Here is a 24,691-nt window from a genome sequence, read left to right as displayed (position 1 = left end):
ATTCCTCCTTCAGTTCCCCAGCAGCGGACGCTGCCGGGCCTTGTGCTGCTGGTAGACCTCGTAGGCCTCGTTCGTGGACTCGAGGGTGGCGGTGCCCGTGACGGGCACGTCCCACCAGGACTCGGAGCTGGGCGCGTCGATCAGCGGGTCCGACTCCACGTGCACGAGCACGGGACCGGAGCCCTCGGGCACGGCCTTGGCCTCGGCCACGGCCGCCTGCAGCCGGTCGATGACGCCCTCGCCGGGCTCGACCCGCAGCACGCGCACGCCGAGGGACTCGGCGTTCGTGGCGAGGTCGATCGGCAGCGTCGAGCCGTCGTCGAAGCTGTGCCGGGCCCCGTCGAGGTAGCGGTACTTCGTGCCGAAGCGCTGGGACCCCAGCTGCTCCGAGAGCGCGCCGATCGAGGCGTAGCCGTGGTTCTGGATCAGCACCACCACGAGCTTGAGCCCCTCGGCCACGGCCGTGACGAGCTCCGTGTGCATCATCAGGTAGGAGCCGTCCCCGACCATGACGACGACGTCGCGCGCGTCCTGCGGCGTCCCGGCCCGCTCCGCCTCGGCCACGGCGGCCCGCTTGACCCCGAGCCCGCCGGCGATCTCGTAGCCCATGCAGGAGAACGCGTACTCGACGTGGTAGCCGAAGGCGTCCTTGACCCGCCACATCTTGTGCAGGTCACCGGGCAGCGAGCCCGCCGCGCACACGACGACGTCGCGGTCGTCCATGGCCTCGTTGACGGCCCCGATGATCTCGTTCTGGCTGGGCAGCGGCAGGTGCCGCTCGGAGAACGCCGCGTCCACGGTCGCGTCCCAACGCTGCTTCTCACGCTCGACGGTCTCGGCGAGGTCCGCACCGACCCGGTACCCGCCTAGGGCCCTCGTCAGTTCGACGAGCGTCTTGCGGGCGTCGGCGACGACCGGCACGGCGGTGCCCTGCTTGTAGGCGTCGAACGCCGCGACGTTGATGTTGACGAAGCGCACGTGCGGGTGCTGGAACGCGGTGCGGGACGCGGTGGTGAAGTCCTCGTACCGGGTGCCGATGCCGATGACCAGGTCGGCGTCGGCGACCACGGCGTTGGAGGCCGTGGAGCCGGTGGAGCCGACGGCCCCGAGGCACAGCGGGTGGTCCCAGTCCATGACCCCCACACCCGCCTGGGTGTAGGTCACGGGGATCCCGGTGGTCTCGGCGAACTCGGCCAGCGCCTCGGTGGCGAAGGAGTAGTGCACCCCGCCGCCGGCGATGACCACGGGCCGCTCGGCCGCGCGGATCGCCGCGACGGCCGCGCGGACGTCCTCCTCCTCGGGCGCCGGCCGGCGGATCCGCCACTCCCGGGGGGCGAGGAACTCTTCGGGCACCTCGAGCGGCTCGGCCTGCACGTCCTGCGGGAGCGCGATCGTCACGGCGCCGGTCTCGGCCGGGTCCGTGAGCACCCGCATGCCGTTGAGCAGCGCCGAGAAGAGCTGCTCCGGCCGCCAGACGCGGTCGAAGTAGCGGCTGACCGGCCGGAAGACGTCGTTGACGGTGATGTCGTTGGCGTCGGGGCGCTCGAGCTGCTGGAGCACCGGGTCCGGGCGCCGGGAGGCGAACTGGTCCGAGGGGAACAGCAGCGCGGGCAGCCGGTTCGTGGTGGCCAGGGCGGCGCCGGTGACCATGTTGGTGGCACCGGGGCCGATCGAGGTGGACACCGCGAAGGTGGCCCGGCGCCGGGTGTGCCGGGCGTAGCCGACGGCCTGGTGCACCTGGGCCTGCTCGTTGCGGCCCTGGTAGTAGGGCATCAGGGCGGGGTCCTGGGCCTGGTACTGCTTCAGGGCCTGGCCCACGCCGGCCACGTTGCCGTGCCCGAAGATGCCGAACATGCCCGGGATCGTGCGCTGCCGGTACTCCTCGGCACCGATCCGGTCGACGGTCCACTGGTTGGCCAGGAACTCCACGAGCGCCTGGGAGACGGAGAGGGTGCGGGTGCTCATCGGGCGGCTCCTTCCTCGACGGTGTGCCCCTTGAGCAGGGACGCGGCGGTGGCCACGGCTCCGGCGACGTCGCCGTCCTCGGGGTAGAGGAGGGTGCGGCCGACGGTCAGGCCCTGCACGCCGGGGAGCGCGAGGGCGGCCTCCCAGGTCGCGAAGACCTCGTCGGGCCGGCCGCTCGGGTCGCCGCCCAGCAGGACCGTGGGCAGGGTGGTGGCCGCCATGACGCGCTCCATGTCCTCGACCACGGGCAGCTTCATCCACGTGTGCGCGGAGGTTCCCCCGAGCCCCTGGGCGATCGCCACGGACTGGATGACGGCGTCGGCCGAGAGGTCGTTGACGATGCCGGTGCCGGTGATCCGGGAGATGAACGGCTCCACCATCGCGATGAGCCCGAGGGCGGCGAGGGAGTCCACCGCCCTGGCGGTGTTCTCCAGGACGGAGGTGGTGTGCGGGTCCTCGAAGCAGATGCGGGTGAGCATCTTGCCGCCGTCGGCGCCGATCCGGTCGAGGGCCTCGGCGGTGTGCCCGGTGAAGCGGTCGTCGATCTCGTTGACGAGGCCCGGCAGTCCGCCGCGGTTCATGGAGCCGAAGACGAGCTTGCCCTCGAGCGCCCCGAGCAGCAGCAGGTCGTCCAGCACGTCCGGGGAGGCGAGCACGCCGTCCACCTGAGGGTCCGCCAGGGCGATCTGCAGCCGGTCGAGCAGGCTGCGCCGGTCGGCCATGGCGTCGGCCTCGCCGCGCACCCGCAGGGCGCCGCGGGCCGCGTGGTCGGCGGCGACGACGAAGTTCTGCCGCCCGTGCACGGGTCCGGGGTGACGACGGCGGGAGTCGGCGGCGCGCTGGACGGCGCGCGGGTCCTCCAGCCGGACCCGGGTCAGGTGCTCGTAGCGGCGGGGGTCCGCCGTGTCGAGCTCGAGGGGGGTTGTCGTGGTCATCGGGTGGCTCCTTCGGGTACGGCGCGGCCGCGCTCGCGCAGCAGCTGGAAGACCTCGTCGGGGGTGGGCATGGCGTCGGAGCACGAGATCTTCGAGGCCACGATCGCACCGGAGGCGTTGGCGTAGTCGAGGACCTGCTCGAGGCTCCAGCCCTGGTTGATGCCGTGGCAGAAGGCCCCGCCGAAGGAGTCGCCGGCGCCGAGGCCGTTGACGGTCTCCACCGGGACGGGAGCCGAGACCACGCGCTCGTCGCGGGTCTTGGCCATGACCCCCTCGGGGCCGAGCTTGACGACGGCGATCCGCACGCCGGCCTCCAGCAGCCGGTCGGCCTGCTCGTCGGGGGTGCCCTCCCCCACGGCCACCGCGCACTCCTTGTCGTTGCCGATGGCGATGGTCACGTGCTGGAGCAGCTCGTGGACCTGCGCGCGGGCGTCCTCCTCGGTGTCCCAGAACATGGGCCGGTAGTCGAGGTCCAGGATCGTGTGCTGGTCGGCCCGCAGCTGCTCGCGGGGACGGGCCTCGTGGGCGGCGAAGTGGGCCGCGCGGGACGGCTCCTGGCACAGGCCCGTGACGGTGGACCACAGGATCCGCGTGTCGCGCACGACCTCGGTGTCGATCTCCTCGGGCCGGATCTGCAGGTCCGGGGCCGTGGGGAAGCGTCCGTAGAAGTACAGCGGGAAGTCCTCGGGCGGGCGGATCGCGCAGAACGTGGCGGGGGTCTGCAGCCCCGGCACGGCGCTCACGAACCGGTCGTCCACGCCGTAGCGGGCGAGCTCGCGGTGCAGGTAGGTGCCGAACGGGTCGTCGCCGGTGCGGGTGATCACCGCGGTGGACTCGCCGTGGCGGGCCGCGGCGACGGCCACGTTGGAGGGCGATCCGCCGAGGTACTTGCGGAACGTGGTCACGTCCTCGAGTCCGACGCCCACGTCGTCGGGGTAGATGTCGACGCTGATGCGTCCCAGGGTCACGACGTCGTAGCTCACGCGTGGGCCTCCGTCCTCTGCTCGGTGTGCTGCGGGGTGCGGGCGGCGGCCTTCCGGGCCGTCTCGGCGCGCTCGGTCATCTGGGCCAGCTGGTAGCGCGAGACCTCCATCGCGCTCTCGTCCTCGGCGAAGACCGAGGAGACCATCACGGAGTCCTCACGGTCGAGGAAGCCGTTGGTGGCCAGCCCGCCGAAGAACTCGTCCCAGTCGACGTCGCCGTCCCCGATCTTCAGGTGCTGGTGCACCCGGGCCGCGTTGCCCGGGGGGTTGGTGATGTAGCGCAGCCCGTGCGAGCGGTGGTGGTCCATCGTGTCCGCCACGTGCACCACGCGCAGGCGGTCGCCCACCGCGGCCATGATGTCCAGGGGCGCGTCCTCCATGTGGAAGGTGTGCGGGGCCACGTAGGCGAAGCCGAGGTTCGGGGAGTTCACGCCCCGGATCACGCGCCACGCCGCCAGGCCCTGCTCCACGAAGTCGTCGGGGTGCGGGTCGATCGCGATGTGCACGCCCTCCGCCTCGATGAGGGGCAGGAGCTCCTCCATGGAGCGGTAGAACGCGCGCTCGGACTCCTCGGACAGCTCGGGCCGGCCGGAGAACTCGGTGTTCATCTGCTGGACCCCGAGGTCCACCGTCATCCGGACGGCGCGCTTCCAGTACCGCACGGCGGCCTCACGGGCATCCGGGTCCGGGGCGGACCAGCGCAGCACGGGCAGCACGGAGGCGATCTGCACCCCGGCGGCGCGGCAGGCCGCCCGCAGGTCCGCGACGAGCCGGTCGTCGGCCTTGGGGTGGCCGAAGAAGGGCAGGAAGTCGGCGTGCGGCGTGAGCTGCAGGTGGTCGTAGCCCAGGTCCGCGGCGAGCTGCGGGAACTCGAGCAGGGAGTGGGTGGCGTGGAACGGGGTGGGATCGAGGGCGATCTTCATGGGCGGATCTCCAGGTCTGTGGTGCGCGGACTGGTCAGCGGACGCGGGTGCGGGAGCCGCAGCCCAGCAGGTATGAGCGCGTGCGGGTGGCGATGGGCAGCGGGACGTCGAAGGAGGAGACGGGATACATGTCCTGCTCGACGATGCCGAAGATCGGCCGGTCCAGCTTCTCCACCTCCGCGATGACCTCCGCGAGGTCCGGCAGACCGGCGGGCGGCTCGACCATCACGCCGGCCAGGTTGGCGGCGGCCCAGGTCAGGTTCTCGCGGCGGACGCGCTCCATGATCACGGGGTCGATCTGCTTCAGGTGCAGGTAGCCGATCCGCTCGGGGTACTTGCGGATCAGGTCCGCGGAGGACGCTCCCCCGTACTCGGCGTGGCCGGTGTCCAGGCACAGGGTGACCAGCTCGGGGTCGGTGCGCTGCAGGAAGGTCTCGATGTCGGGCTGGCCGCACACGTGGGAGTCGGCGTGGGAGTGGAACTGCTGCTGCAGACCGAAGTCCTCGCGCAGCACCTTCCCCAGCCGGTCGTGGCCCTCGCACAGCGCGTTCCACTGCTCGGTGCTCAGGTGCTCGTTCTCGAGCGCCTGGCCCGTCACGTCGTCCCGCCACATGGCCGGGATCACCACGATGTGCTCGCCGCCCACGGCGGCGGTCAGCTCGGCGACCTTCCGCGCGGGCTCCCACGCCTCCTGCCACTGACCGGCGCCGCGGTGGAACGCCGTGAAGACGGTGCCCGCCGAGACCTTCAGGTTGCGCTGGGCGAGCTCGTCGGCGAGCCGGGAGGGGTCCGTGGGCAGGTAGCCGTAGGGACCCAGCTCGATCCAGGAGTAGCCCGCCTCGGCGACCTCGTCGAGGAAGCGCTCCCAGGGGGTCTGCTTCGGGTCGTCGGCGAACCACACGCCCCAGGAGTCGGGGGCGGTGCCGATGAGGACGGGGTTCTGCTGCTGCGCCGCCGCGCCGGCGGTCGTGGAGGTCGCGCTCTGCTGCGCCATGGTGACCTGCTTTCTGGTGCTGGACCGGCGTCACGGTGCGGATCCCGTGCGCCCGGCCGATCAGTGGTCCGGATCACAACCAGAATACGACATCAGGTCAGTTTGTAAAGACATACCGTCTAACTGCGCGCCGGGCGATCCCTGGAACCCGGTTCGGGGCCACCGAAGGGACGAAGGGACGCCCATCGTGACTTCTATTTGTCGTAATGTCTTGACATACTTTTGTGCACGGTGGAACAGTCGTCCACCACGTGCCATCCACCGGAAGGACCCACCCGTGCCCCTCGTGCGCATCGACGTCACCGAAGACCGTCGAACCCCCGAACAGCTCCGCGAGCTCGCCGACACCGTCCAGGACGTCATGCTCGACACCTTCGCGGCCCCGCCCCGAGACCGCTACCAGATCATCACCGAGCACCGGCCCGGCCAGATCATCGCCGAGGACACCGGCCTCGGCTTCACCCGCACCGACGACCTCGTCATCGTCCAGGTGGTCCAGCAGGGCCGCAGCGAGGCCCAGAAGCAGGCCATGTACCGGGCCCTGGCCGACCGCCTCCGCGCCCGCACCGGGCTGGATCCGCAGGACCTCATCGTCTCCGTCACCGAGAACACCCGCGAGGACTGGTCCTTCGGCGAGGGCGTCGCGCAGTTCCTCGAAGGCCGGCTCTGACCCCTCGGCCGGCCCGGCGCACGGGGAAGGCCCCGCCCACGGTGCTCGTGGACGGGGCCTTCCCCGGGTGCTCGGTCGACGGGCCGGAGCCCGCCGGATCACTTCGTCTCGAAGATCTCCCGCATCAGCTGGGCGGTCTCGGACGGGGTCTTGCCGACCTTCACGCCCGCGGCCTCGAGGGCCTCCTTCTTGGCCTGCGCCGTGCCCGAGGAGCCGGAGACGATGGCGCCGGCGTGGCCCATGGTCTTGCCCTCGGGAGCGGTGAAGCCGGCGACGTAGCCGACGACCGGCTTGGAGACGTTCGCCTTGATGAAGTCCGCGGCGCGCTCCTCGGCGTCGCCGCCGATCTCGCCGATCATCACGATGGCCTCGGTCTCGGGGTCCGCCTCGAACGCCTCGAGGGCGTCGATGTGGGTGGTGCCGATGACCGGGTCGCCGCCGATGCCGATGGCGGTGGTGAAACCGATGTCGCGCAGCTCGTACATCATCTGGTAGGTCAGGGTGCCGGACTTGGAGACCAGGCCGATCTTGCCCTTGCCGGTGATGTTCGCCGGGGTGATGCCGACGAGCGACTCCCCCGGGGTGATGATGCCGGGGCAGTTCGGGCCGATGATGCGGGTGGTCTGCTTGCCGTCCGCACCGGTCCTCGACTTCGCGTACGCCCAGAACTCGGCGGAGTCCTGCACCGGGATGCCCTCGGTGATGACGACCACCAGCGGGACCGAGGCGTCGATGGCCTCGATCACGGCGTCCTTCGTGAAGGCCGGCGGCACGAAGACGATCGACACGTCCGCGCCGGTCTTCTCGACGGCCTCGGCGACGGTGCCGAAGACCGGCAGCTCGACGCTGTTGCCGTCCTTGTCCTGGTGGGCCACGGTGGTGCCGGCCTTGCGGGCGTTGACACCGCCCATGACCTGCGTCCCCGCCGCGAGCATGCGGCCGGTGTGCTTGGTGCCCTCGCCGCCGGTGATGCCCTGAACGATGACCTTGGAGTCCTTGTTCAAAAAGATTGACATTGCTGTTCGTTCCTTAGAAGTGTTCGTCCGGTCGGCGGATCAGTTGGCGGCGTGGGCGAGCTCGGCGGCCTTGTCCGCGCCCTCGTCCATGGTCTCGGCGAGGGTGACGAGCGGGTGGTTGGCGCCGGCGAGGATGCGCCGGCCCTCCTCGACGTTGTTGCCGTCCAGGCGGACCACGAGCGGCTTGTCCTCCTCGTCCCCGAGGATCTCGAGGGCCTTCACGATGCCGTTGGCCACGGCGTCGCACGCGGTGATGCCGCCGAAGACGTTGACGAACACGGACTTCACCTGCGGGTCGTTGAGGATCACGTCCAGGCCGGCGGCCATGACCTCGGCCGAGGCCCCGCCGCCGATGTCCAGGAAGTTGGCCGGCTTGACGTTGCCGTGCTTCTCGCCGGCGTAGGCCACGACGTCCAGGGTGGACATCACCAGGCCCGCGCCGTTGCCGATGATGCCGACCTCGCCGTCGAGCTTGACGTAGTTGAGGTCGTGCTCCTTGGCCTTCTCCTCCAGGGGGTCGGCGCTGGACTTGTCGGCGAGGGAGGCGTGCTCCGGCTGGCGGAACTCCGCGTTCTCGTCGAGGGTGACCTTGCCGTCGAGGGCGATGACCTGCCCGTCGCCGGTCTTCACCAGCGGGTTGACCTCGACGAGCGTGGTGTCCTCCTTCTTGAAGACGTCCCACAGCTTCACGAGCACGGGGACCACCTTCGCGGCGGTCTCGTCGTCGAACTTCGCCTCGCGGACGATCTCCTGGGCCTTGGCCTCGGTGATGCCCTCGGTCGGGACGACCTCGACGCGGGCGAGGGCCTCGGGCCGCTCGACGGCGAGCTGCTCGATCTCCACGCCGCCCTCGACGGAGCACATGGCCAGGTAGGAGCGGTTGGCGCGGTCCAGCAGGATCGAGAAGTAGTACTCCTCGGCGATGTCCGCGCCCTGGGCGATCATGACGCGGTGGACGGTGTGGCCCTTGATGTCCATGCCGAGGATCTGCTGGGCGTACTCGTAGGCCTCGTCGGCGGTCTTGGCGACCTTGACGCCGCCGGCCTTGCCACGGCCTCCGACCTTGACCTGCGCCTTCACGACGGTGACCCCGCCGATCTTCTCGGCGGCGGCCCTTGCTTCTTCGGGGGTGGTCGCGACGATGCCCTGGAGCACGGGGACGCCGTGCTTCTCGAACAGGTCGCGTGCCTGGTATTCGAACAGGTCCACGGGTGAATGCCCTTCTTCGTCGAAGTCGTGGGCGGCGGCGACCCGGGCAGTGTGCGGGTCGTCCTCCGACCTGGTGGTGAACGGAGCACTCCGCATCCTCCCGGCCGGGGCCGGCAGGATGCGTCCGGGCCGTTCCGCGGAGCCGTTCCGGGCGCGGGACGTACCGGTGCACTCCCTGTACGAGACTGTAGTGCATGCTGAAACTGCGGCCACAACCGGGGACGCGCGCGTGCGACCGGGCGATTCTTGATTGACTGGCCCCATGAGCTCTGTCGACTCCCCCGAGAACCGGGCGTTCGCCCCCGCCGATGCCGGCTTCCTCGTCTCGATCGCGACCTTCGCGTTCGTGGCCCTCGGGCTGGAGGCCGTGGTCGACGGCACGGTGCTCACCTTCACCGGCGGGATCCCCGACGTCTACCCGCTGGGCTGGCAGGTCGTCACCTGGCTGACCCTCGGCGCGGCGTGGCTCGGGATCCAGCGGGGACTCGTGGCGTGGCTGCGCCACCGGGCGGCGGACCCCGCGGTCCCAGCGCCCTCGGACCCCTCCCCCTCCTCCGCGGTCGACCACCGGCGGACCACCACGGCCCTGGTCGTCTTCGTGCTGGCCGTCCTGCTCGGGGTGATCCTGCCCGTCTTCCTGGTGAGCGAGTGGCGCGTGCAGCCGATCCAGCTCTACCTGGACCTCTACGCGGAGTACGGCGCGGGCGCGTGGCTCGGCATGGTGGGCTTCGCCGCCTACCACGTGGGGCGGGCCCTGCTCCTCGCGCTGGTGCTGACGTGCGTGCAGCGGGCCGTGGAGCTGCGCCGGCCGGCCCCCTGGACACGGGTCGCCCCGGTGGGCGGGCTCGTCCTCGGGCTCCTGCTCGCCCTGCCCGGGCTGGTCCTCGGCGGCTGGGCTTCCGTCGCCACGGCCGTGGTCTGCTGCACGCTGCTGGGCGTGGTGCACAACCTCACCGGCAGGTCGCTGCGCTGGACGGCCCCCGCGGCCGTGGCGGTGCTGCTGTTCGTCTAGCGGCGCCGACCAGGGTCCTGCTGCCGCTGGATCCTCCGACCCCGGCAAGGCCTCGGCGGAGAAATGTTGCGGCGATCACAAGAATCTGCTCGCCGGGGTTCCCCGGCCCGGCCATATGTCCTAACATAATGACATCAGGACCACTGAGACGTGCGTCACGCACCGCGTGACCCGTCCGACCCGTCAGCACCGTGCAGAGCGCACCGGTTGCGCCCGAGCAAAGGAACTCCCGATGGCCACCTCCTCACCCCGGGAAGCAGCTGCCACGCTGCCTCCCCTCACCCCCGGACCGCATCGCAAGTACCTCGGTCTCATCTCCGTCGTCGCCTGCTTCGGCGGCCTGCTCTTCGGCTACGACACCGGTGTCATCAACGGCGCGCTCCGCCCGATGTCGGCCGAGCTCGGCCTCACCCCGTTCACCGAGGGCGTGGTCACCAGCTCGCTCGTCTTCGCGGCGGCCTTCGGTGCGCTCTCCGGCGGGCGTATCTCGGACGCCTGGGGACGGCGGCGCACGATCCTTCTGCTGGCCGTCCTGTTCTTCATCGGCACCGCAATCGTCGTGTTTACCCCCAACTTCGAGATCCTCGTGGCCGGGCGCATCTGCCTGGGTCTGGCCGTCGGCGGGGCCTCGGCGGTGGTGCCCGTCTTCCTCGCGGAGATGGCACCGTATGAGATCCGCGGATCGATCGCCGGACGCAACGAGGTGGCCATCGTGATCGGCCAGCTCTCGGCGTTCGTGATCAACGCGATCATCGGCAATGTCTCCGACGACCCGAGCGTCTGGCGGATCATGTTCGCCATCTCCGCCCTGCCGGCCGTGGCACTGTTCATCGGCATGCTCCGCATGCCGGAGTCCCCGCGCTGGCTCGTCGAGAAGGGCCGGCACGAGGAGGCCCTCGAGGTGCTCAAGACGGTGCGCTCCGAGGACCGGGCGATCGCCGAGCTCGGCGAGGTCGAGCACATCACCGAGGAGGAGCGGGCCGAGAACCAGATCGGGCTGGGCACGATCCTGACCAACAAGAACCTCATCCGCATCATGCTCGTCGGCATCGGCCTCGGCATCGCCCAGCAGCTCACCGGCATCAACTCGATCATGTACTACGGGCAGATCGTGCTGATCGAGTCGGGCTTCGAGGCCGACGCGGCCCTGATCGCCAACATCGCCCCCGGGGTGATCGCCGTGGTCGGCGGCTTCATCGCCCTGTACCTGATGGACCGGCTCGACCGGCGCAAGACCTTCATGATCGGCCTGACCCTCACCACCACCTGCCACCTGCTGATCGGGATCGCCGCGATGACCCTGGAGGCGGGCAACCCGCTGCGGCCCTGGGTGATCCTGGCCCTGGTAGTGGCCTTCGTCGGCTCCATGCAGACGTTCCTCAACGTCGCCGTGTGGGTGTACCTCTCCGAGGTGTTCCCGCTGCACATGCGCGGCTTCGGCATCGGGGTGTCCGTCTTCGCGCTGTGGGTCGCCAACGGCGTCCTCTCGCTCTACTTCCCCTCCCTGGTCGCCGCGGTCGGCATCACCGGCACGTTCTTCCTCTTCGCCGGAGTCGGCGTGCTGGCGCTGATCTTCGTCTACACCCAGGTCCCGGAGACCCGAGGACGCACCCTCGAGGCCCTCGAGGAGGACGTCTCGACCGGCGCGATCTACACGGTGAAGGCGAAGTCCTCCTAAGCGCCGCCTGCGAGGCCGGCGGCGGGGACGCCCTGACGTGCGGAGAGCCTCCGGTCGGAGCGTGGTCAGGGACCACGTCCGGCCGGAGGCTCTCCGCACGTTCCGCCCCGGTTCCGGCACGGGACCGGGGGCGAGGGCCACCGGTACGACCACCGCGGGGGCGGGCGGAACCGGCTCGGCTCAGCCGACCTTCGTCAGCGGCGCGTAGCGCAGCAGCAGCCGCTTCTCGTCCGCCCCGAACCGCACCTTCGCCACGGTCTTGTCGCCGGCGCCCTCGAGGGACACCACGGTGCCCTTCCCGAACGCCGTGTGGTCCACGGTGTCGCCGACCGAGAGGCTGGGGATCTCCTTGTTGGGCTGGACCCGTCCGGCCGTGGTGGCCCGGGACGGCGCCATCCTTTCGAAGGCCGCGTTCGACGCCGCGGCGGCGCCCCAGTACGAGCCCCGCATCGGGTCCCGCTGCCCGGAGCCGCCGTGCAGGGAGGAGCCCCACGACGCCGGCGCCGAGGACCCCTCGCGCTTCCAGTCGAGGAGCTCCGCCGGGATCTCGTCGAGGAACGGGCTGGCCGGGTTGTACTGGGACTGCCCCCACATGGAGCGGAACTCGGAGCGGGTGAGGTAGAGGCGCTCGCGGGCCCGGGTGAGCCCCACGTAGGCGAGCCGCCGCTCCTCCTCCATCTCCTTCTCGTCCGTGAGGGAGCGCTGGTGCGGGAACAGCCCGTGCTCCATGCCGGTCAGGAAGACCACGGGGAACTCGAGCCCCTTGGCGGTGTGCAGAGTCATGAGGGTGACCACGCCCTGGGCGCGGGCCTCAGCGACCTCGGCCGCGATCTGCTCGGCGCTCGGACCGCCCTCGGTGCCGGCGGCGGGCCGGTTCGGGATCTGGTCGGCGTCGGCCACGAGGGAGACGTGCTCGAGGAACTCGGGCAGCCCGGCGTCGGGGTGGTCCCGCTCGAACTCGCGGACCACGGCCACGAGCTCCGCGAGGTTCTCGACCCGGGACTCGTCCTGGGGGTCCTGCGACTGGCGCAGCGCGGCGAGGTATCCGGACTGCTCCAGGACGGCCTCGAGAACCGTGGCGGCCCCCGAGCCCTCGGCGACCGAGGCGAGGTCGTCCATGAGCTGGACGAAGGCCTTGACCGCGTTCAGGGAGCGGGTGGCCATGCCGGGCGCCTCGTCGGCGCGGCGCAGCGCGGCCATGAAGGAGACCCGCTCGCGCTCGGCGAGGGCCGCGGCGGCGCCCTCCGCACGGTCGCCGATGCCGCGCTTGGGCTCGTTGACGATCCGGCGGACGTTGATGTCGTCGTCCGGGTTCACGATCGCGCGCAGGTAGGACAGGGCGTCCTTGATCTCCTTGCGCTCGTAGAAGCGGGTGCCGCCCACCACCTTGTAGGGCAGGCCCACGCGCATGAGGATCTCCTCGAGGGAGCGGGACTGCGCGTTGGTGCGGTAGAACACGGCGACGTCGCCGGGGCGGTACCCGTCCTCGTCCTGGAGACGGTCGATCTCCTCGGCGATGAAGCGGGCCTCCTCGTGCTCGTTCTCGGCGGCGTAGCCGGTGATCTTCTCGCCGCTGCCGGAGGCCGTCCACAGCCGCTTGTCCCGGCGGCCCTTGTTCTTGGAGATCACCGCGTTGGCCGCGGTGAGGATGTTCTGGGTGGACCGGTAGTTCTGCTCCAGCAGGATGGTGCGGGCCTGGGGGTAGTCCTGCTCGAAGTCGACGATGTTGCGGATGTCGGCCCCGCGGAACGCGTAGATCGACTGGTCCGAGTCGCCCACGACGGTCAGCTCCGCGGGCGGCACGGGGCTCGCCCCCGGTCCGGTCCCGGTGTCCGCCCCGGTCCCGACGAGCTCCCGGACCAGCGCGTACTGGGCGTGGTTGGTGTCCTGGTACTCGTCGATGAGCACGTGCCGGTACCGCCGCCGGTAGTACTCGGCGACCTGCGGGAACGCCCGGAGCATGTGCACGGTCTGGGCGATGAGGTCGTCGAAGTCCATGGCGTTGGCCGCGCGCAGCCGCTCCGTGTAGCCGCGGTAGACCTGGGCCACGGCGCTCTCGAAGGGGTCGGTCTCGGAGACCCGGGACAGGTACGTCTCGTCGTCGACGAGCTCGTTCTTCAGCGCGGAGATCCGGTGCTGGATGCTCTTGGGCGCGAAGCGCTTGGGGTCGAGGTCGTGCTGCTTGGCCACGAGGGTGAGCAGCCGCAGGGAGTCGGCGGAGTCGTAGATGGAGAAGGTCGACTTCAGGCCCACGCTGGCGGCCTCCCGCCGCAGCACGCGCACACAGAAGGAGTGGAAGGTGGAGATCGACATCGACCTCGCGGAGTCCCCCACCAGCTCCACCACGCGCTCGCGCATCTCGGCGGCGGCCTTGTTCGTGAACGTGATCGCCAGGATCTCGCCCTGGTGGGCACGCCCGGTGGCCAGCAGGTGCGCGATCCGGTGGGTCAGCACCCGGGTCTTGCCGGAGCCGGCGCCGGCGACGATCAGCAGCGGTGAGCCGGAGTGCTCCACGGCTGCCCGCTGCGGGTCGTTGAGCCCCTCCACCAGGGCGTCGGCGGAGACGGTGTCCCGCCGTGGGCGGGTGTCGGTGCCGGGGCGGGCCACGGAGGCGGAGGGCAGGAGCGGGTTGTCGAAGAGGTAGTCCATCGTGGACCCAGTCTACCGAGGCCCGGCGACAGCCGGGCCGGCCGGGGGACGGCCCTCAGACGAAGTGCAGTTCGAGCCGGTGCCGGCCGTTGTCGTCCTCGACCCACAGCTCCGAGTCGGCGACGGTGACCCGGACGGGCCGCTTCAGCTCGATCTCGTCGTCGAACTCGACGGAGCCCTCGGTCCCTCCGCCGTAGACGGTGTCGAGCTCCCGGCTGGCCGGGTCGAGGTGCCGGATGGCGTCGTTGCCGGTGTCGGCGATCACGATGGAGCCGTCGTAGAGGATCTGCAGGTCCTCGGGGTGGTCCAGCTGGGCCACGTCCGCGGACCCGTCCGCGAACCCCGCGCCCGCCCGGCCGACCACGGTGCAGACCTGCGGGCCGCCGTCGGGCTTGTCCGTGTCGATCTCGATGCAGCGCAGGGACGAGGAGTCCCGGTCGATGAGCCACAGCGTGCCGTTGCCGTCCTCGGTGATGGAGACGGTCGCGGCGAACTTGGCCTGCGCCGCCTTCCCGTCCCGCCGACCGGACTCGCCCGTGCCCGCGAACTCGTACAGCACGTCGGTGTACGGGTCCCAGCGGAAGAGCCGGTGCAGGGAGGGCACCGCCACGATCACGGCCGAGAGCTTGTGCGACCACACCATGTCTGCGATGGGGGCGCCGCCGAGGACGGAGCAGTCCACCGTGCGGCGCACCGTCTCGTGGTCCTTCTCGAACAGCGTCAGCACGTTGCCCTCGGTCAGCCGCATGAGCAGGCCGTCCGGGAGTCCGATGGACAGTTCCATGACCGGCACCTCCGTGTCGTCCTCGTCGAGCGCCCGGTCGTCGTCGGCCGGTCCGCCCCCCGTGCGGCCCGTCAGGGCCGGTGCGGGTGGCCCCAGCCTACCTCGCGGTCCCGGCGTTGGGCGGCGGGCGCGCGCCGGATAATGGGGGCATGGGACTGACACGCGCACAGAAGGCACGCAAGCACGGCGGCACCGCGGCACCCCCGGGACCGGCCCGGGGGACCCGCCTGCACGAGGCGGCTCCCGGGGAGCTCCGCCCCGAGCCCACGAGGTCGAGCTCGGGGCTGGTGGTGGGCGTGGCCATGTCCGTCTCGGCGCTCCTGTGGCTCTGGGTGCACGCCTGGGTCCTCCCCCGGTTCGGCGCCGCCGCGGCCGGCGGGCTGACCCTGCCCGAGTGGATGCCGGGTGGTTTCGACCAGGCGCACGCCCAGCGGCTCGCCGCGGCGCTGGGCGAGGAGGGACTCGCCCAGTACGAGGCGGTGCACGGCTCGTCCGGGCTGCTGGCGCCGCTGTTCGTGGGGCTGGCGTGGCTGCTGTTCGTGGCGGTCAACACGCAGTCCCGCGCCCGGCGGTGGCTGCGCTCGGCGGTGGTGCTCGGCTTCGCGGCCGTGTCCCTGGCCGGCAACGCGGCCATCGACGCCGCTCTCGCGGACCCCGGGGACGGCGCCGCCGTGACCACGGCGTCCGTGCTGGTGATCGCCCGCTGGGTGCTGCTCGTGCTGCTGCTCGCCGTGACCGGGGCCGTGGCCGTGGAGGCACTGCGGCGCCGGTCGAGGACCGCCGGCGCCCCGCGGCAGGACCCGCGTTCCGGGCCGCGGGGGTGAGCCCGGCTCCCGGCCGCGCGGAGGCCGCCCGGTCCCGCCGGTTCCGTTCGGGACAGCAGGACGCCCCGGACCGTGCGGTCCGGGGCGTCCGTGGGTGCCCCCGATTGGATTCGAACCAACGACACCGGCTTTAGGAGAGCCGTGCTCTATCCCCTGAGCTACGAGGGCGACGCGAACAGTCTAGGGGGTCCCTAGGACCCCCGCTAACCGGCCCCGTTAGGATCGGTCGCATGCCCGTCTACATCGATCCGCCGCTCTGGCCCGCCCACGGGACGCACTTCTCGCACCTGGTCTCCGACACGTCCTACGAGGAGCTGCACGACTTCGCGGACCGGCTGGGCGTGGCCCGGCGCGCCTTCGACCGGGACCACTACGACGTGCCGGAGAGCCAGTACCGGCGGGCGGTGGCCGCGGGCGCGGTGCCGGTCGACGGGCGGCAGCTCACGCGCCTGCTCGTGCGCAGCGGGTTGCGCGTCCCGGCGCGGGCGCGCCCGGACCGGATCGCTCGGGTCCTGCTGCGGCGGTGGGCCGCCCGCTTCCCGGGGCACCCGGCACTGGGCGAGGAGCTCGTGGACCGGTGGGGCGAGCCGCACCGGCACTACCACGGTCCCGCTCACCTGCTGGCGGTGCTCGAGGCCGTCGATCTGCTGCGGTCCGGCGTCGACCTCGGTCCCGACCGGTCCGCGGCCCTGGTCCTCGCCGCCTGGTTCCACGACGCCGTCTACCGGGGCCGCCCCGGGGCGGACGAGCGGGAGTCGGCGGAGCTGGCCCGCACCCGGCTGGGCGCCGCCGGCTTCGCCGAGCCGCTCGTGGCGGAGGTCGAGCGGCTCGTCCTGCTCACCCTCGGGCACCGGGTCCCGGACGGGGACGCCGCCGGACGGGTGCTCCTGGACGCCGACCTCTCCGTGCTCGGCGCGGACCCGGACGGGTACGCCGCCTACGCGGCGGGCGTGCGGAAGGAGTACGCGCACGTGCCCGGCCCGGTGTTCGCGCGGGCCCGGCTGGAGGTGCTGGAGGACCTCCGGGGCCGGCAGCCGCTGTTCCGGACCGCCGCGGCCCAGCGCCGGTGGGGTCCGGCGGCGGCACGGAACCTCGAGGCCGAGATCGACCGGCTGCGCGTGGCCGCCGAGGAGTCCCCGGACGCTCCCCCGGCGGACGCCGAGGTGCTGACCATCACCGCCGTGTGCCTGCGGGACGACGACGGGGCGCTGCTGACGGTGCGCAAGCGGGGCACGGAGCGCTTCATGCTGGTGGGCGGCAAGCTCGACCCGGGCGAGTCCCCGGCGGCCGCCGCCGTGCGGGAGACGGCGGAGGAGGTCGGGCTGCGGCTGGACACCGCCCAGCTGCGCCCGCTCGGGGTGTTCGTGGCGCCGGCCGCGAACGAGGCGGGCACGTGGGTGCGGTGCACGGTGTTCACGGCGCCTCTCACGGGGCGGCCGGTGCCGCTCGCGGAGATCGAGGAGCTGCGCTGGCAGCCCGTCGACGAGGACTCCCCCGGCGCGCTGCCCGCGGACCTGGCCCCGCTGCTGCGGGAGCACGTCATTCCGGCGCTGCGCCACGCTCCCGGGGGTCCTCGGTCCCGGCCGCAGCGTGCCGCCTCCGGTGGAGCAGGATCCCGGTGATCAGGCCGAGCACGATCCCGATGCCGCCGAAGACCGAGAGCCACATCGCGGCGTGCCCCACGAACGCGGCGACGACGAAGCCGGCCACGATGCCGGGCACAGCGCCGCCGATCATGCCGTAGGCCATGTAGGCGTACTCGCGATCGAGGCTCGTGCGGGCGTTGCGGCTGAAGTCGGTGGACATGGGGCCAGTCTATCGGCCGCCGGCGGGGCGCCGTGGTGGCCGGCGCGGTGGGCGCCGGGACGACAGCGGGTGCGCGGTTCCCGTCTGGCCGACCAGGAACCGCGCACCCGAAGCGGTGCTCTCGCGTGCGGTCAGCGCACGCGGACGTAGACGGGGCCGGAGCCCACGTTGACGCTGTCGATGACGGTCGTGCCGCCGTTCCAGCCGCCGTGGACGGCCTTGCCGCCACCGATGTAGACGCCGATGTGGGCCGCGCCCATGCCGCCGTCGGCGTAGTAGACGAGGTCGCCGGGCTGGGCCTGGCCGGCGGAGACCTGCGTGCCGAGGCTCAGGTAGGAGGCCGGCCAGCCGTGGTGGTTGATGCCGGCGGCGCGCAGCGCGTTGGTGACGAGCGCGGTGCAGTCCTGGCCCACACCGAGCTGGCCCATGGCGGCGGAGGAGATGGTCGCGCCCTTGCCGGAGGACGAGCTCTGCGGGGCGACGGTGCGCTGGGCGGCCGGAGCGGCCTGCACGGCCGGCTTCGGGGCGGGCGCGGCGGCGGGCTTCGGGGCCGGAGCCGCCTGCACGGCCGGCTTCGGAGCGGCGACCGGAGCGGCCTTCGGGGCCGGGGCGGGTGCGGCGGCGGGCTTCGGGGCCGGAGCGGCCTGCACGGCCGGCTGCGGGGCGGCGACCGGGGCGGGCGCGGCGGCGGCCTTCGGCGCCGGAGCGGCCACGGCGGGCGCCGCGACGACCGGGGTCTCGACCTTCTTCTTCTCGGCCTTCTTCTCGGTCTTCCGCTCGGACTGGGGCTCGGCCTTCTGCACGTGGGCTACGGGCTCGAGGGACACGGTGGGCGCCGCGGCGGGGGTGGCCGCGGCCACGGCGGACAGCGGGGCGTCGGCGGAGGCGTCCTGGGCCGGAGCGGCCTGCACGGAGACGGTGGTGGCGAGGGCCAGCCCGGAGAAGGCGGCCACGGCGGCCACGGTGCGGGCCTTGCCGGAGAAGAGCGAGCCGATGCCGTTCGAGGAGGTCAGATCACGGGTCATGAGGAGTTCAGACGACTTTCTTTCGGAGCCGGGCCTGCCGGAGGGCGCGGGTGACAGCACGGATCACCCCGGGCGGTGCGCGGGGTGGACCGGTGTCCGGCAGGGGTGCGTTCCGGGATCGGGAACGACGGCCGGGCGAGCGGAGGAGGGGGGCGCCGTCCGGTCGGACAGCAGGCACCGCCGGGAACCGGGAGAGCGGCTCTCGGCGTGCGGGGGGGTGATCGGGTGCCGCCCGCGACGAGCGGGGTCGTCGCGGGCGGCGGACCGGATCAGAAGGTGTAGTAGCCGTCCAGCTGCATGGCGTTGACGGAGTGGACCTGGGTGCCCTGGGTCGGGTTGAGGGCGGAGATCATCTTGCCGCCGCCGATGTAGATGCCCACGTGGGCGCCGCCGTTCTGCGAGACGAGGTCACCGGGCTGCGGGTTGGCGGTGGGGGTGCCCGCCGCGAACTGGGACCAGGTGGTCCGGGGCAGGTCGATGCCGTTCTGGGCGAAGGCCCACTGGGTGAAGCCGGAGCAGTCCCAGGCGCCGTAGGCGGTGCCGCCGTAGACGTAGCCCGCACCCTGCGCGGACATCGCGGTGCCCACGACGCCGCCGGCGGCCGGGGCGATCTCGGTGGTGGCGGTGGACTGCGGTGTGACGCTCGAGGTGGCGGCGGTCTGCTGCGCGGCCGGAGCCGGGGCCTCGTAGGCCGGAGCGGCGGGCTGCGCGGCGACCGGGGCCTGGTAGGTGTACGAGGAGTACTCGGCCAGCGAGGCGGAGGCCGGGGCCGAGTAGGCCGCGCCGGTCTCGACGGGGGCCTGGGCGAAGGCCTGGGCCGGGGCGACGGAGCCGATCATCGCGGCACCGGCAGCGGCGGCGATGGTGGTGTTGCGCACGACGTGCGAGGTGGTCTCGGCACGGTGGCGGGCAGCGTTCAGCGTGAAAAGCGACATGGTTGAGTTCCTCCCTTTGCCTACGAGGTGAGCTGTCGGATTCGGGTGGGAGACACCCGGCCGCAGAACGCACGCGCTCTGACGACTTAACCCCAAGGACCCGGATCACCGGGACCGAAAATGGTTCCCCCGCTTCTGCCAAGCAGTTTCTGTGTAGAGGCCACGGGCACCGGCAGAATTCGGCGATGTGCTCCGAGGGCGCCGATCCGACCAGTGATCGGCACGCGTTGAACAGTACATGACAGATTACGGAAGTGTCACGTTTTGATCACGACAGATAACAGCCGGACAACGCCTCGGGTCTCAATGCCGCCCTATTGAGACGCGTGGGAGAAGCAATTCGCACCCATGACGAACTGTGCAGTGCCTTCGAGCGCCCTGACAATCCGCCTGTCACCAGGGAAGCCGCGCCTCCGGGGTCCGGCCCGGGCCGGACTGGCCGAAAGTGGCTTGTGAACGTCCCCACACCCGGGACGAACCGTTCACCGGCCCGCTCCGAGAGGCGGCGGCGCCTCAGGGAGCGAGGACGCGGATGGCCGCGGCGGTGCGCAGGTCGATCTCCGCGGACCGCCCCGTGGCCGCCACCTCGATGCGCACGGTCTGACCGTCCACCCGCGCCGTGACCTCCGCCCCGGTGAGCACTCCCACGTCGCTCAGCACGCCCAGGAGGTCCGCGTCCGCCTGGACCACCTCGGGCAGCAGCGCCACGGTGTGCGATCCGTCCGGGTCGTGGCGGGCGGCGTCGAGCAGGGAGGGGTGCGCCGCCGCGGGGCTCTCCTCGACCCCGAGGGCGGCCAGACCGGGGATCGGCGTGCCGTACGGCGAGTACCGGGGGCTGTGCAGCAGGTCCACGAGCCGCCGCTCGACCTGCTCGCTCATCACGTGCTCCCACCGGCACGCCTCGTCGTGCACCTGGGCGAGGTCCAGGCCGATGACGTCGGCGAGCAGCCGCTCCGCCAGCCGGTGCTTGCGCATCACCTGCACCGCACGCTCACGGCCGGCAGGGGTGAGCAGCAGCGACCGGTCCTGGCCCACCGTCAGCAGCCCGTCCCGCTCCATCCTGGACACCGTCTGCGAGACCGTGGGCCCGGAGTGGTCGAGGCGCTCGACGATCCGCGCCCGCATCGGCGTGATCCCCTCCTCCTCGAGCTCGAGGACGGTCCGCAGGTACATCTCCGTGGTGTCGATCAGGTCGCTCATGCCTCAGTCATCCTTCGTCCGGCCGTCCGGGCCCGGGGATCCCGCCCGGTCCGGTCTTCCCGCACGAGCTTAGTGGGCGAGCCCTCCGGCCGCCCGGAGGGGAGGAGGCGCCCGCGGGGCCCGCCACCCGCGGGTGGGGCAGAATGGGCCGAGTCGCGAACGGCGCGAGCGGCCTCCGCGGCGGCCGTGCCCGTCGCGCACCACCCGCCGCACGTCACCCACGAGGGAGCGCCCGTTGCCCGCACACGTCACCATCCCCCAGCACCTGCTGCCCGCCGACGGCCGCTTCGGCGCCGGCCCCTCCAAGATCCGCCCGGCACAGGTCGAGGCCGTGTCGCGCGCCGGGGCCAGCCTGCTCGGCACCTCCCACCGCCAGGCGCCGGTGCAGGAGCTCGTGGGCTCGGTGCGCGAGGGCCTCGCGCAGTTCCTCGGCCTGCCCGCCGGCCACGAGGTGCTCCTGGGCCTGGGCGGGGCCACCGCGTTCTGGGACGCCGCCGCGTTCGGGCTGGTCGAGCGGAGGGCCCAGCACCTGGTGTTCGGGGAGTTCGGCGCGAAGTTCGCCCAGGCCACCGACGGCGCACCGTTCCTGGAGGCCTCCTCGATCGTGGAGTCCGCCCCCGGCACCCGCCCGGAGGCCCGGGCGGAGGAGGGCGTGGACGTCTACGCGTGGCCCCAGAACGAGACCTCCACCGGTGTCGCCGCGCCCGTGCACCGGCCCTCCGGGATCGCGGACGACGCGCTGGTGCTGGTGGACGCGACCTCGGCCGCCGGGGGGATGGCCGCGGAGGTGGCCGCGGCGGACGTCTACTACTTCTCCCCGCAGAAGAACTTCGGCTCGGACGGCGGACTGTGGCTGGGCGCGTTCTCCCCCGCGGCGATCGAGCGGATCGAGCGGATCGGCGCCTCCGGGCGGTGGATCCCCGACTTCCTGCGGCTGACCACGGCGCTCGAGAACTCCCGGAAGAACCAGACCTACAACACCCCGGCCCTGGCCACGCTGGTGATGCTCGACGAACAGGTCCGCTGGCTCAACGACCAGGGCGGCATGACCTGGGCCGCGGCCCGCACGAAGGCCTCTTCGGACCTCGTCTACGGGTGGGCCGAGGCCTCGTCCTTCGCGTCCCCGTTCGTGGCCCGCCCCGAGGACCGCTCCACCGTGATCACCACCGTGGACTTCGACGGCTCCGTGGACGCGGTGGCCGTCGCGGCGGTCCTGCGCGCCCACGGCGTGGTCGACGTCGAGCCCTACCGCAAGCTGGGGCGCAACCAGCTGCGGATCGCCACGTTCGTCTCCATCGAGCCCGACGACGTCGCCCGGCTGCTGGCCTGCGTGGACCACGTCGTCGAGCAGCTCCGCGGAGGAGCCGGGCGCTAGCCGGAGTTCTCGGGCGCGGAGCGCTCCGCCCGCAGCCGCAGCCAGACGGCGAAGCCCACCAGGGCCCCGCCGAGACCCGCCGCCACGGCGACCCCCATGCCCCAGCGCGCCCCGAGGGCGTCGGTGATCCAGCCGACGACCGGCGCCCCGATCGGGGTGCCGCCCATGAAGATGGCCATGTAGAGGCTCATGACGCGTCCGCGCATCACCGGCGAGGTGGTGGACTGCACGTACGCGTTGGCGGTGGTCATGATGGTCAGGGAGGACAGCCCGCAGGGGACCAGCCACAGCGCGAACAGCGGCAGGGTGGGCGCCGTCGCCGCGCCCAGGCAACTGAGGGCGAAGACGGCGCTGCCCCCGTAGACGTAGCGCAGCCGGGCGCTGCGGCGCCGGGCCGAGAGCAGGGCCCCGGCCACCGTGCCGACCGCGAGCACCGAGTTGAGCAGCCCGAAGGTCTCCGATCCCCGGCCGAACTCGGGTCCGGCCATGGCGGCCAGGAAGACCGCGAAGTTCAGCCCGAAGGTGCCGATGAGGAAGATGGTGACCAGCACCGCCACGATGTCGGGGCGGCCGGCCACGTAGGCCAGTCCCTCCCGGATCTGGCCCCGCCCCCGGCCGGAGCGCGGCATCCCGCGCAGCTCGTCGGCGCGGATCGCCAGGACGGCGGCGAGCATCGCGCCGAAGGTCAGCGTGTTGAGGAGGAACACCCAGCCCGAGCCGATGGAGGCCACGAGCACGCCGGCCACGGCGGGCCCGATCATCCGCGCGGCGTTGAACGAGGTCGCGTTCAGGGCCACGGCGTTGGAGAGATAGGCGTCGTCGACCATCTCCGAGACGAAGGTCTGGCGCACGGGGGCGTCGAGGGTGGAGACGACGCCCAGGGCGAGGGCGAAGCCGTAGACGTGCCACAGGGTGGCCGCGTCGGCCAGGACCAGCGCCCCCAGACCGGCCGCCAGCACCGCCATGGCCGTCTGGGTCCACAGCAGCAGGCGCCGCCGGTCGAGCCGGTCCGCGAGCACGCCGGCCCAGGGCGCGAGGAAGAGCTGGGGCAGGAACTGCAGGGCCGTCACCACGCCCATGGCGGTGGCGTCGTGGTCCGAGAGCTCGTCGAAGACCAGCCACGACTGGGCCGTGCGCTGCATCCACGTGCCGATGTTGGACACGAGCGCACCCAGGAACCACAGCCGGTAGTTGCGGAACCGGAAGGACCGGAACATCCCGCGCGCGGGCTCCGGGGCCTCGTCCGTCCTCGCGGTCCCCGGCCCCGGCGGAGCGGTCAGAGCCCCTCGCCCTCCTGCGGCGGGACCGGCCTGTCCTCGGCTTGGTCACCGGACGCCGGCTCGCCGTCGGAGACGCCGCCGGAGCCCTCGGACCCGCCGGCCGCCGCGTTCTCCCCGGCCTCGTCCTCGGCCCGGTCCTGCTCCTCCTGGGCCTTCTCCTCGGCGCTGACGCGGGCGGACCACGGGACCCACTCGGGCGCCAGCAGGGCGTCCTCCCCCGGCAGCAGGCCGACCTCGCAGACCGTCACCGCCTTGCTGCGCGGGGCGCGGGCCAGGCTCGCGAACCAGTTCCAGCCCCGGTACCCGGGCAGCGTGCACTCGAAGTGGTGGACGACCAGCCGGTCCTCCTCCACCGTCACACGGTGACCGGCGCCGATCTGCGAGGGCTCCGCGATCTGCTCCACCCCGGCGCGCGCCGTGGCGACGTCGGCCACGAGCAGGGGGTCCTGCTTCGGGGCCCGGCGGCGGCGGGGCGCCGCTGCCACCGGTGCCGCCTGCTCGGGCGCCGGCGGCACGGCCTCGGCGGGCGCGTCCTGGACGGTCTCCTCGGTCACTGCTGGTCTCCCTCGTGTGGGTGCCGGCGGGGGCCGGCGGGTGGGTGCTCGGGATCGGTGGACGGCAACGGCGCGGCGGCCTCAGACGTCCAGGTTGTCGGCCACCGTGCGCAGGATGGCGGCGATCTTCTTCCCGTGCGCGGAGTCCGGGTAGCGGCCCCGGTGCAGCCCGTTGGACATCTCGTCCAGGAGCTTGATGAGGTCCTCCGTGATGACCGCCATCTCGTCGGCGGGCTTGCGGACGTTCTTCGCAACCGACGGGGTCCGGTCGAGGATCCGGACGGAGAGCGCCTGCGCGCCGCGCCGGCCCTGGGCCACCCCGAACTCCATCCGCGTGCCCGGCTTCACCGTGGTGGCACCGGAGGGCAGCGCCGAGGAGGGCAGGAACACTTCCTGGCCGTCGTCGGCCGCCAGGAAGCCGAAGCCCTTCTTCGCATCGAACCACTTGACCTTGCCGGTGGGCACGCTGTCTCCCTCGTCCTCGTGTTCGTGGAGGGGCGGCCCGTCGGTCCCTGCCGCCGAGCCACCCTGTGGAACCTCCCATTCTAGCCCTGCTCCGGGGGCGGGGACCGCCGGGGCGCGGTCAGCGGCACACCGTTGCGCTCGGTACCCTGGAGCCATGCCTGTCTCCGACGACCGTGCGCCCGCGCACCCCACAGCCCGACGCCCCGGGATCGACGTCCTCGGCGTCTCCGCGGTCGTGCTCGGCCTGGTGTGCGCCGTGTGCCTCGCCCTGCTGCTCGTGCTCACGGCCGTCGGAGCGGACCCCTGGGACGGGCTCACCGTGGTGCCGTGGTTCGCGTTCCCGGTGGCCTTCCTGCTGTTCTGCGCGGTCCTCGTGCGCTCCCTGCTGCGCCGCCGCCGGGCCTGATCC

Annotated in this window: 23 protein-coding genes, 1 tRNA gene and 1 riboswitch; of the genes, 7 read left to right on the top strand and 17 right to left on the bottom strand. The window is 72.3% G+C overall.

From position 1 onward, the window contains the following. Positions 1–9 precede the first annotated feature (9 nt). From iolD to AC6CH6_RS05895, 5 genes are read right to left on the bottom strand one after another with little or no spacing between them, the layout of a single operon-like run. Positions 10–1,965, bottom strand: a complete 1,956-nt coding sequence (gene iolD / locus AC6CH6_RS05915) for a 3D-(3,5/4)-trihydroxycyclohexane-1,2-dione acylhydrolase (decyclizing) (RefSeq protein WP_498254412.1) — start codon at positions 1,963–1,965, stop codon at positions 10–12. After that, positions 1,962–2,900, bottom strand: coding sequence for a Cgl0159 family (beta/alpha)8-fold protein (locus AC6CH6_RS05910; RefSeq protein WP_035926938.1), 939 nt, complete (start codon positions 2,898–2,900; stop codon positions 1,962–1,964). Before AC6CH6_RS05910 ends, iolD begins: the two co-directional genes overlap by 4 nt. After that, on the bottom strand, positions 2,897–3,883 hold the full coding sequence (gene iolC / locus AC6CH6_RS05905; protein ID WP_498254411.1) for a 5-dehydro-2-deoxygluconokinase: 987 nt from the start codon (positions 3,881–3,883) through the stop codon (positions 2,897–2,899). The genes AC6CH6_RS05910 and iolC overlap by 4 nt, the downstream gene beginning before the upstream one ends. Continuing rightward, positions 3,880–4,806, bottom strand: coding sequence for a sugar phosphate isomerase/epimerase family protein (locus AC6CH6_RS05900; protein ID WP_498254410.1), 927 nt, complete (start codon positions 4,804–4,806; stop codon positions 3,880–3,882). The genes iolC and AC6CH6_RS05900 overlap by 4 nt, the downstream gene beginning before the upstream one ends. A gap of 34 nt (positions 4,807–4,840) precedes the next feature. Next, complete coding sequence (locus tag AC6CH6_RS05895; protein ID WP_498254409.1) at positions 4,841–5,800, bottom strand: sugar phosphate isomerase/epimerase family protein; 960 nt, start codon at positions 5,798–5,800, stop codon at positions 4,841–4,843. 277 nt (positions 5,801–6,077) lie between these two features. On the opposite strand from AC6CH6_RS05895, the gene AC6CH6_RS05890 reads away from it, so the two are divergent. Next, positions 6,078–6,470, top strand: coding sequence for a tautomerase family protein (locus AC6CH6_RS05890; RefSeq protein ID WP_109222522.1), 393 nt, complete (start codon positions 6,078–6,080; stop codon positions 6,468–6,470). A 98-nt stretch (positions 6,471–6,568) separates the two neighbouring features. Here AC6CH6_RS05890 and sucD read toward each other — a convergent pair whose 3' ends face one another. Both sucD and sucC read right to left on the bottom strand, forming a co-directional pair. Next, on the bottom strand, positions 6,569–7,486 hold the full coding sequence (gene sucD / locus AC6CH6_RS05885) for a succinate--CoA ligase subunit alpha (protein ID WP_031282624.1): 918 nt from the start codon (positions 7,484–7,486) through the stop codon (positions 6,569–6,571). Positions 7,487–7,525: 39 nt separating this feature from the next. Then, positions 7,526–8,695 carry an ADP-forming succinate--CoA ligase subunit beta gene (gene sucC, locus AC6CH6_RS05880; protein WP_498254408.1) on the bottom strand — a complete coding sequence of 390 codons (1,170 nt, stop codon included), beginning with the start codon at positions 8,693–8,695 and terminating at the stop codon, positions 7,526–7,528. A 262-nt stretch (positions 8,696–8,957) separates the two neighbouring features. Between sucC and AC6CH6_RS05875 the strand changes: the two genes are divergently transcribed. Continuing rightward, complete coding sequence (locus tag AC6CH6_RS05875) at positions 8,958–9,707, top strand: hypothetical protein (RefSeq protein ID WP_498254407.1); 750 nt, start codon at positions 8,958–8,960, stop codon at positions 9,705–9,707. Positions 9,708–9,939: 232 nt separating this feature from the next. Beyond that, positions 9,940–11,385 carry a sugar porter family MFS transporter gene (locus tag AC6CH6_RS05870; protein ID WP_498254406.1) on the top strand — a complete coding sequence of 482 codons (1,446 nt, stop codon included), beginning with the start codon at positions 9,940–9,942 and terminating at the stop codon, positions 11,383–11,385. Between the two features lie 180 nt (positions 11,386–11,565). On the opposite strand, the gene pcrA is transcribed toward AC6CH6_RS05870, so the two are convergent. Together pcrA and AC6CH6_RS05860 are read right to left on the bottom strand one after the other, a co-directional pair. After that, a complete protein-coding gene (gene pcrA / locus AC6CH6_RS05865; protein ID WP_498254405.1) occupies positions 11,566–14,034 on the bottom strand; it encodes a DNA helicase PcrA in 2,469 nt (822 codons plus the stop codon). 55 nt (positions 14,035–14,089) lie between these two features. Further along, the gene (locus tag AC6CH6_RS05860) at positions 14,090–14,818 is read right to left on the bottom strand and encodes an NHL repeat-containing protein (RefSeq protein WP_240722609.1); all 729 of its coding nucleotides are present in this window, start codon (positions 14,816–14,818) and stop codon (positions 14,090–14,092) included. A gap of 149 nt (positions 14,819–14,967) precedes the next feature. Between AC6CH6_RS05860 and AC6CH6_RS05855 the strand changes: the two genes are divergently transcribed. Beyond that, on the top strand, positions 14,968–15,642 hold the full coding sequence (locus tag AC6CH6_RS05855; RefSeq protein WP_498254404.1) for a hypothetical protein: 675 nt from the start codon (positions 14,968–14,970) through the stop codon (positions 15,640–15,642). A 95-nt stretch (positions 15,643–15,737) separates the two neighbouring features. Here the strand turns inward: AC6CH6_RS05855 and AC6CH6_RS05850 are convergent. Further along, positions 15,738–15,810, bottom strand: a tRNA-Arg gene (locus AC6CH6_RS05850). 62 nt (positions 15,811–15,872) lie between these two features. On the opposite strand from AC6CH6_RS05850, the gene AC6CH6_RS05845 reads away from it, so the two are divergent. Beyond that, positions 15,873–17,264 carry a DUF4031 domain-containing protein gene (locus AC6CH6_RS05845; protein WP_498254403.1) on the top strand — a complete coding sequence of 464 codons (1,392 nt, stop codon included), beginning with the start codon at positions 15,873–15,875 and terminating at the stop codon, positions 17,262–17,264. On the opposite strand, the gene AC6CH6_RS05840 is transcribed toward AC6CH6_RS05845, so the two are convergent. From AC6CH6_RS05840 to AC6CH6_RS05825, 4 genes are all read right to left on the bottom strand, one after another. Then, the gene (locus AC6CH6_RS05840; RefSeq protein WP_133410663.1) at positions 17,182–17,448 is read right to left on the bottom strand and encodes a hypothetical protein; all 267 of its coding nucleotides are present in this window, start codon (positions 17,446–17,448) and stop codon (positions 17,182–17,184) included. The genes AC6CH6_RS05845 and AC6CH6_RS05840 overlap by 83 nt on opposite strands. A gap of 131 nt (positions 17,449–17,579) precedes the next feature. Further along, positions 17,580–18,473 carry a C40 family peptidase gene (locus AC6CH6_RS05835; protein WP_498254402.1) on the bottom strand — a complete coding sequence of 298 codons (894 nt, stop codon included), beginning with the start codon at positions 18,471–18,473 and terminating at the stop codon, positions 17,580–17,582. 269 nt (positions 18,474–18,742) lie between these two features. Further along, a complete protein-coding gene (locus tag AC6CH6_RS05830; RefSeq protein WP_498254401.1) occupies positions 18,743–19,408 on the bottom strand; it encodes a C40 family peptidase in 666 nt (221 codons plus the stop codon). A 5-nt stretch (positions 19,409–19,413) separates the two neighbouring features. Next, positions 19,414–19,563, bottom strand: a riboswitch (cyclic di-AMP (ydaO/yuaA leader). A 358-nt stretch (positions 19,564–19,921) separates the two neighbouring features. Next, positions 19,922–20,608 (bottom strand): metal-dependent transcriptional regulator, encoded by a 687-nt coding sequence (locus AC6CH6_RS05825; protein WP_133410666.1) that lies wholly within the window; start codon positions 20,606–20,608, stop codon positions 19,922–19,924. 235 nt (positions 20,609–20,843) lie between these two features. Between AC6CH6_RS05825 and serC the strand changes: the two genes are divergently transcribed. Next, positions 20,844–21,983, top strand: coding sequence for a phosphoserine transaminase (serC, locus tag AC6CH6_RS05820; protein ID WP_498254400.1), 1,140 nt, complete (start codon positions 20,844–20,846; stop codon positions 21,981–21,983). Here serC and AC6CH6_RS05815 read toward each other — a convergent pair. From AC6CH6_RS05815 to AC6CH6_RS05805, 3 genes are all read right to left on the bottom strand, one after another. Next, entirely contained in the window at positions 21,980–23,200 is a 1,221-nt protein-coding gene (locus AC6CH6_RS05815) for an MFS transporter (protein WP_498254399.1), read from the bottom strand. The two genes, serC and AC6CH6_RS05815, sit on opposite strands and share 4 nt — an antisense overlap. 59 nt (positions 23,201–23,259) lie before the next feature. Further along, positions 23,260–23,817: a DUF3027 domain-containing protein gene (locus AC6CH6_RS05810; protein ID WP_498254398.1), complete on the bottom strand. Its 558-nt coding sequence runs from the start codon at positions 23,815–23,817 to the stop codon at positions 23,260–23,262. 81 nt (positions 23,818–23,898) lie between these two features. Continuing rightward, positions 23,899–24,282 carry a cold-shock protein gene (locus tag AC6CH6_RS05805; RefSeq protein ID WP_017832742.1) on the bottom strand — a complete coding sequence of 128 codons (384 nt, stop codon included), beginning with the start codon at positions 24,280–24,282 and terminating at the stop codon, positions 23,899–23,901. 154 nt (positions 24,283–24,436) lie between these two features. Here AC6CH6_RS05805 and AC6CH6_RS05800 point away from each other — a divergent pair, with 154 nt between their 5' ends. Further along, positions 24,437–24,688, top strand: coding sequence for a hypothetical protein (locus AC6CH6_RS05800; protein WP_498254397.1), 252 nt, complete (start codon positions 24,437–24,439; stop codon positions 24,686–24,688). The last annotated feature ends 3 nt before the right edge of the window (positions 24,689–24,691 follow it).

The sequence above is a fragment of the Kocuria sp. GQ42 genome, from assembly GCF_059758435.1.
This window is presented reverse-complemented; position numbering and strand designations above follow the sequence as displayed.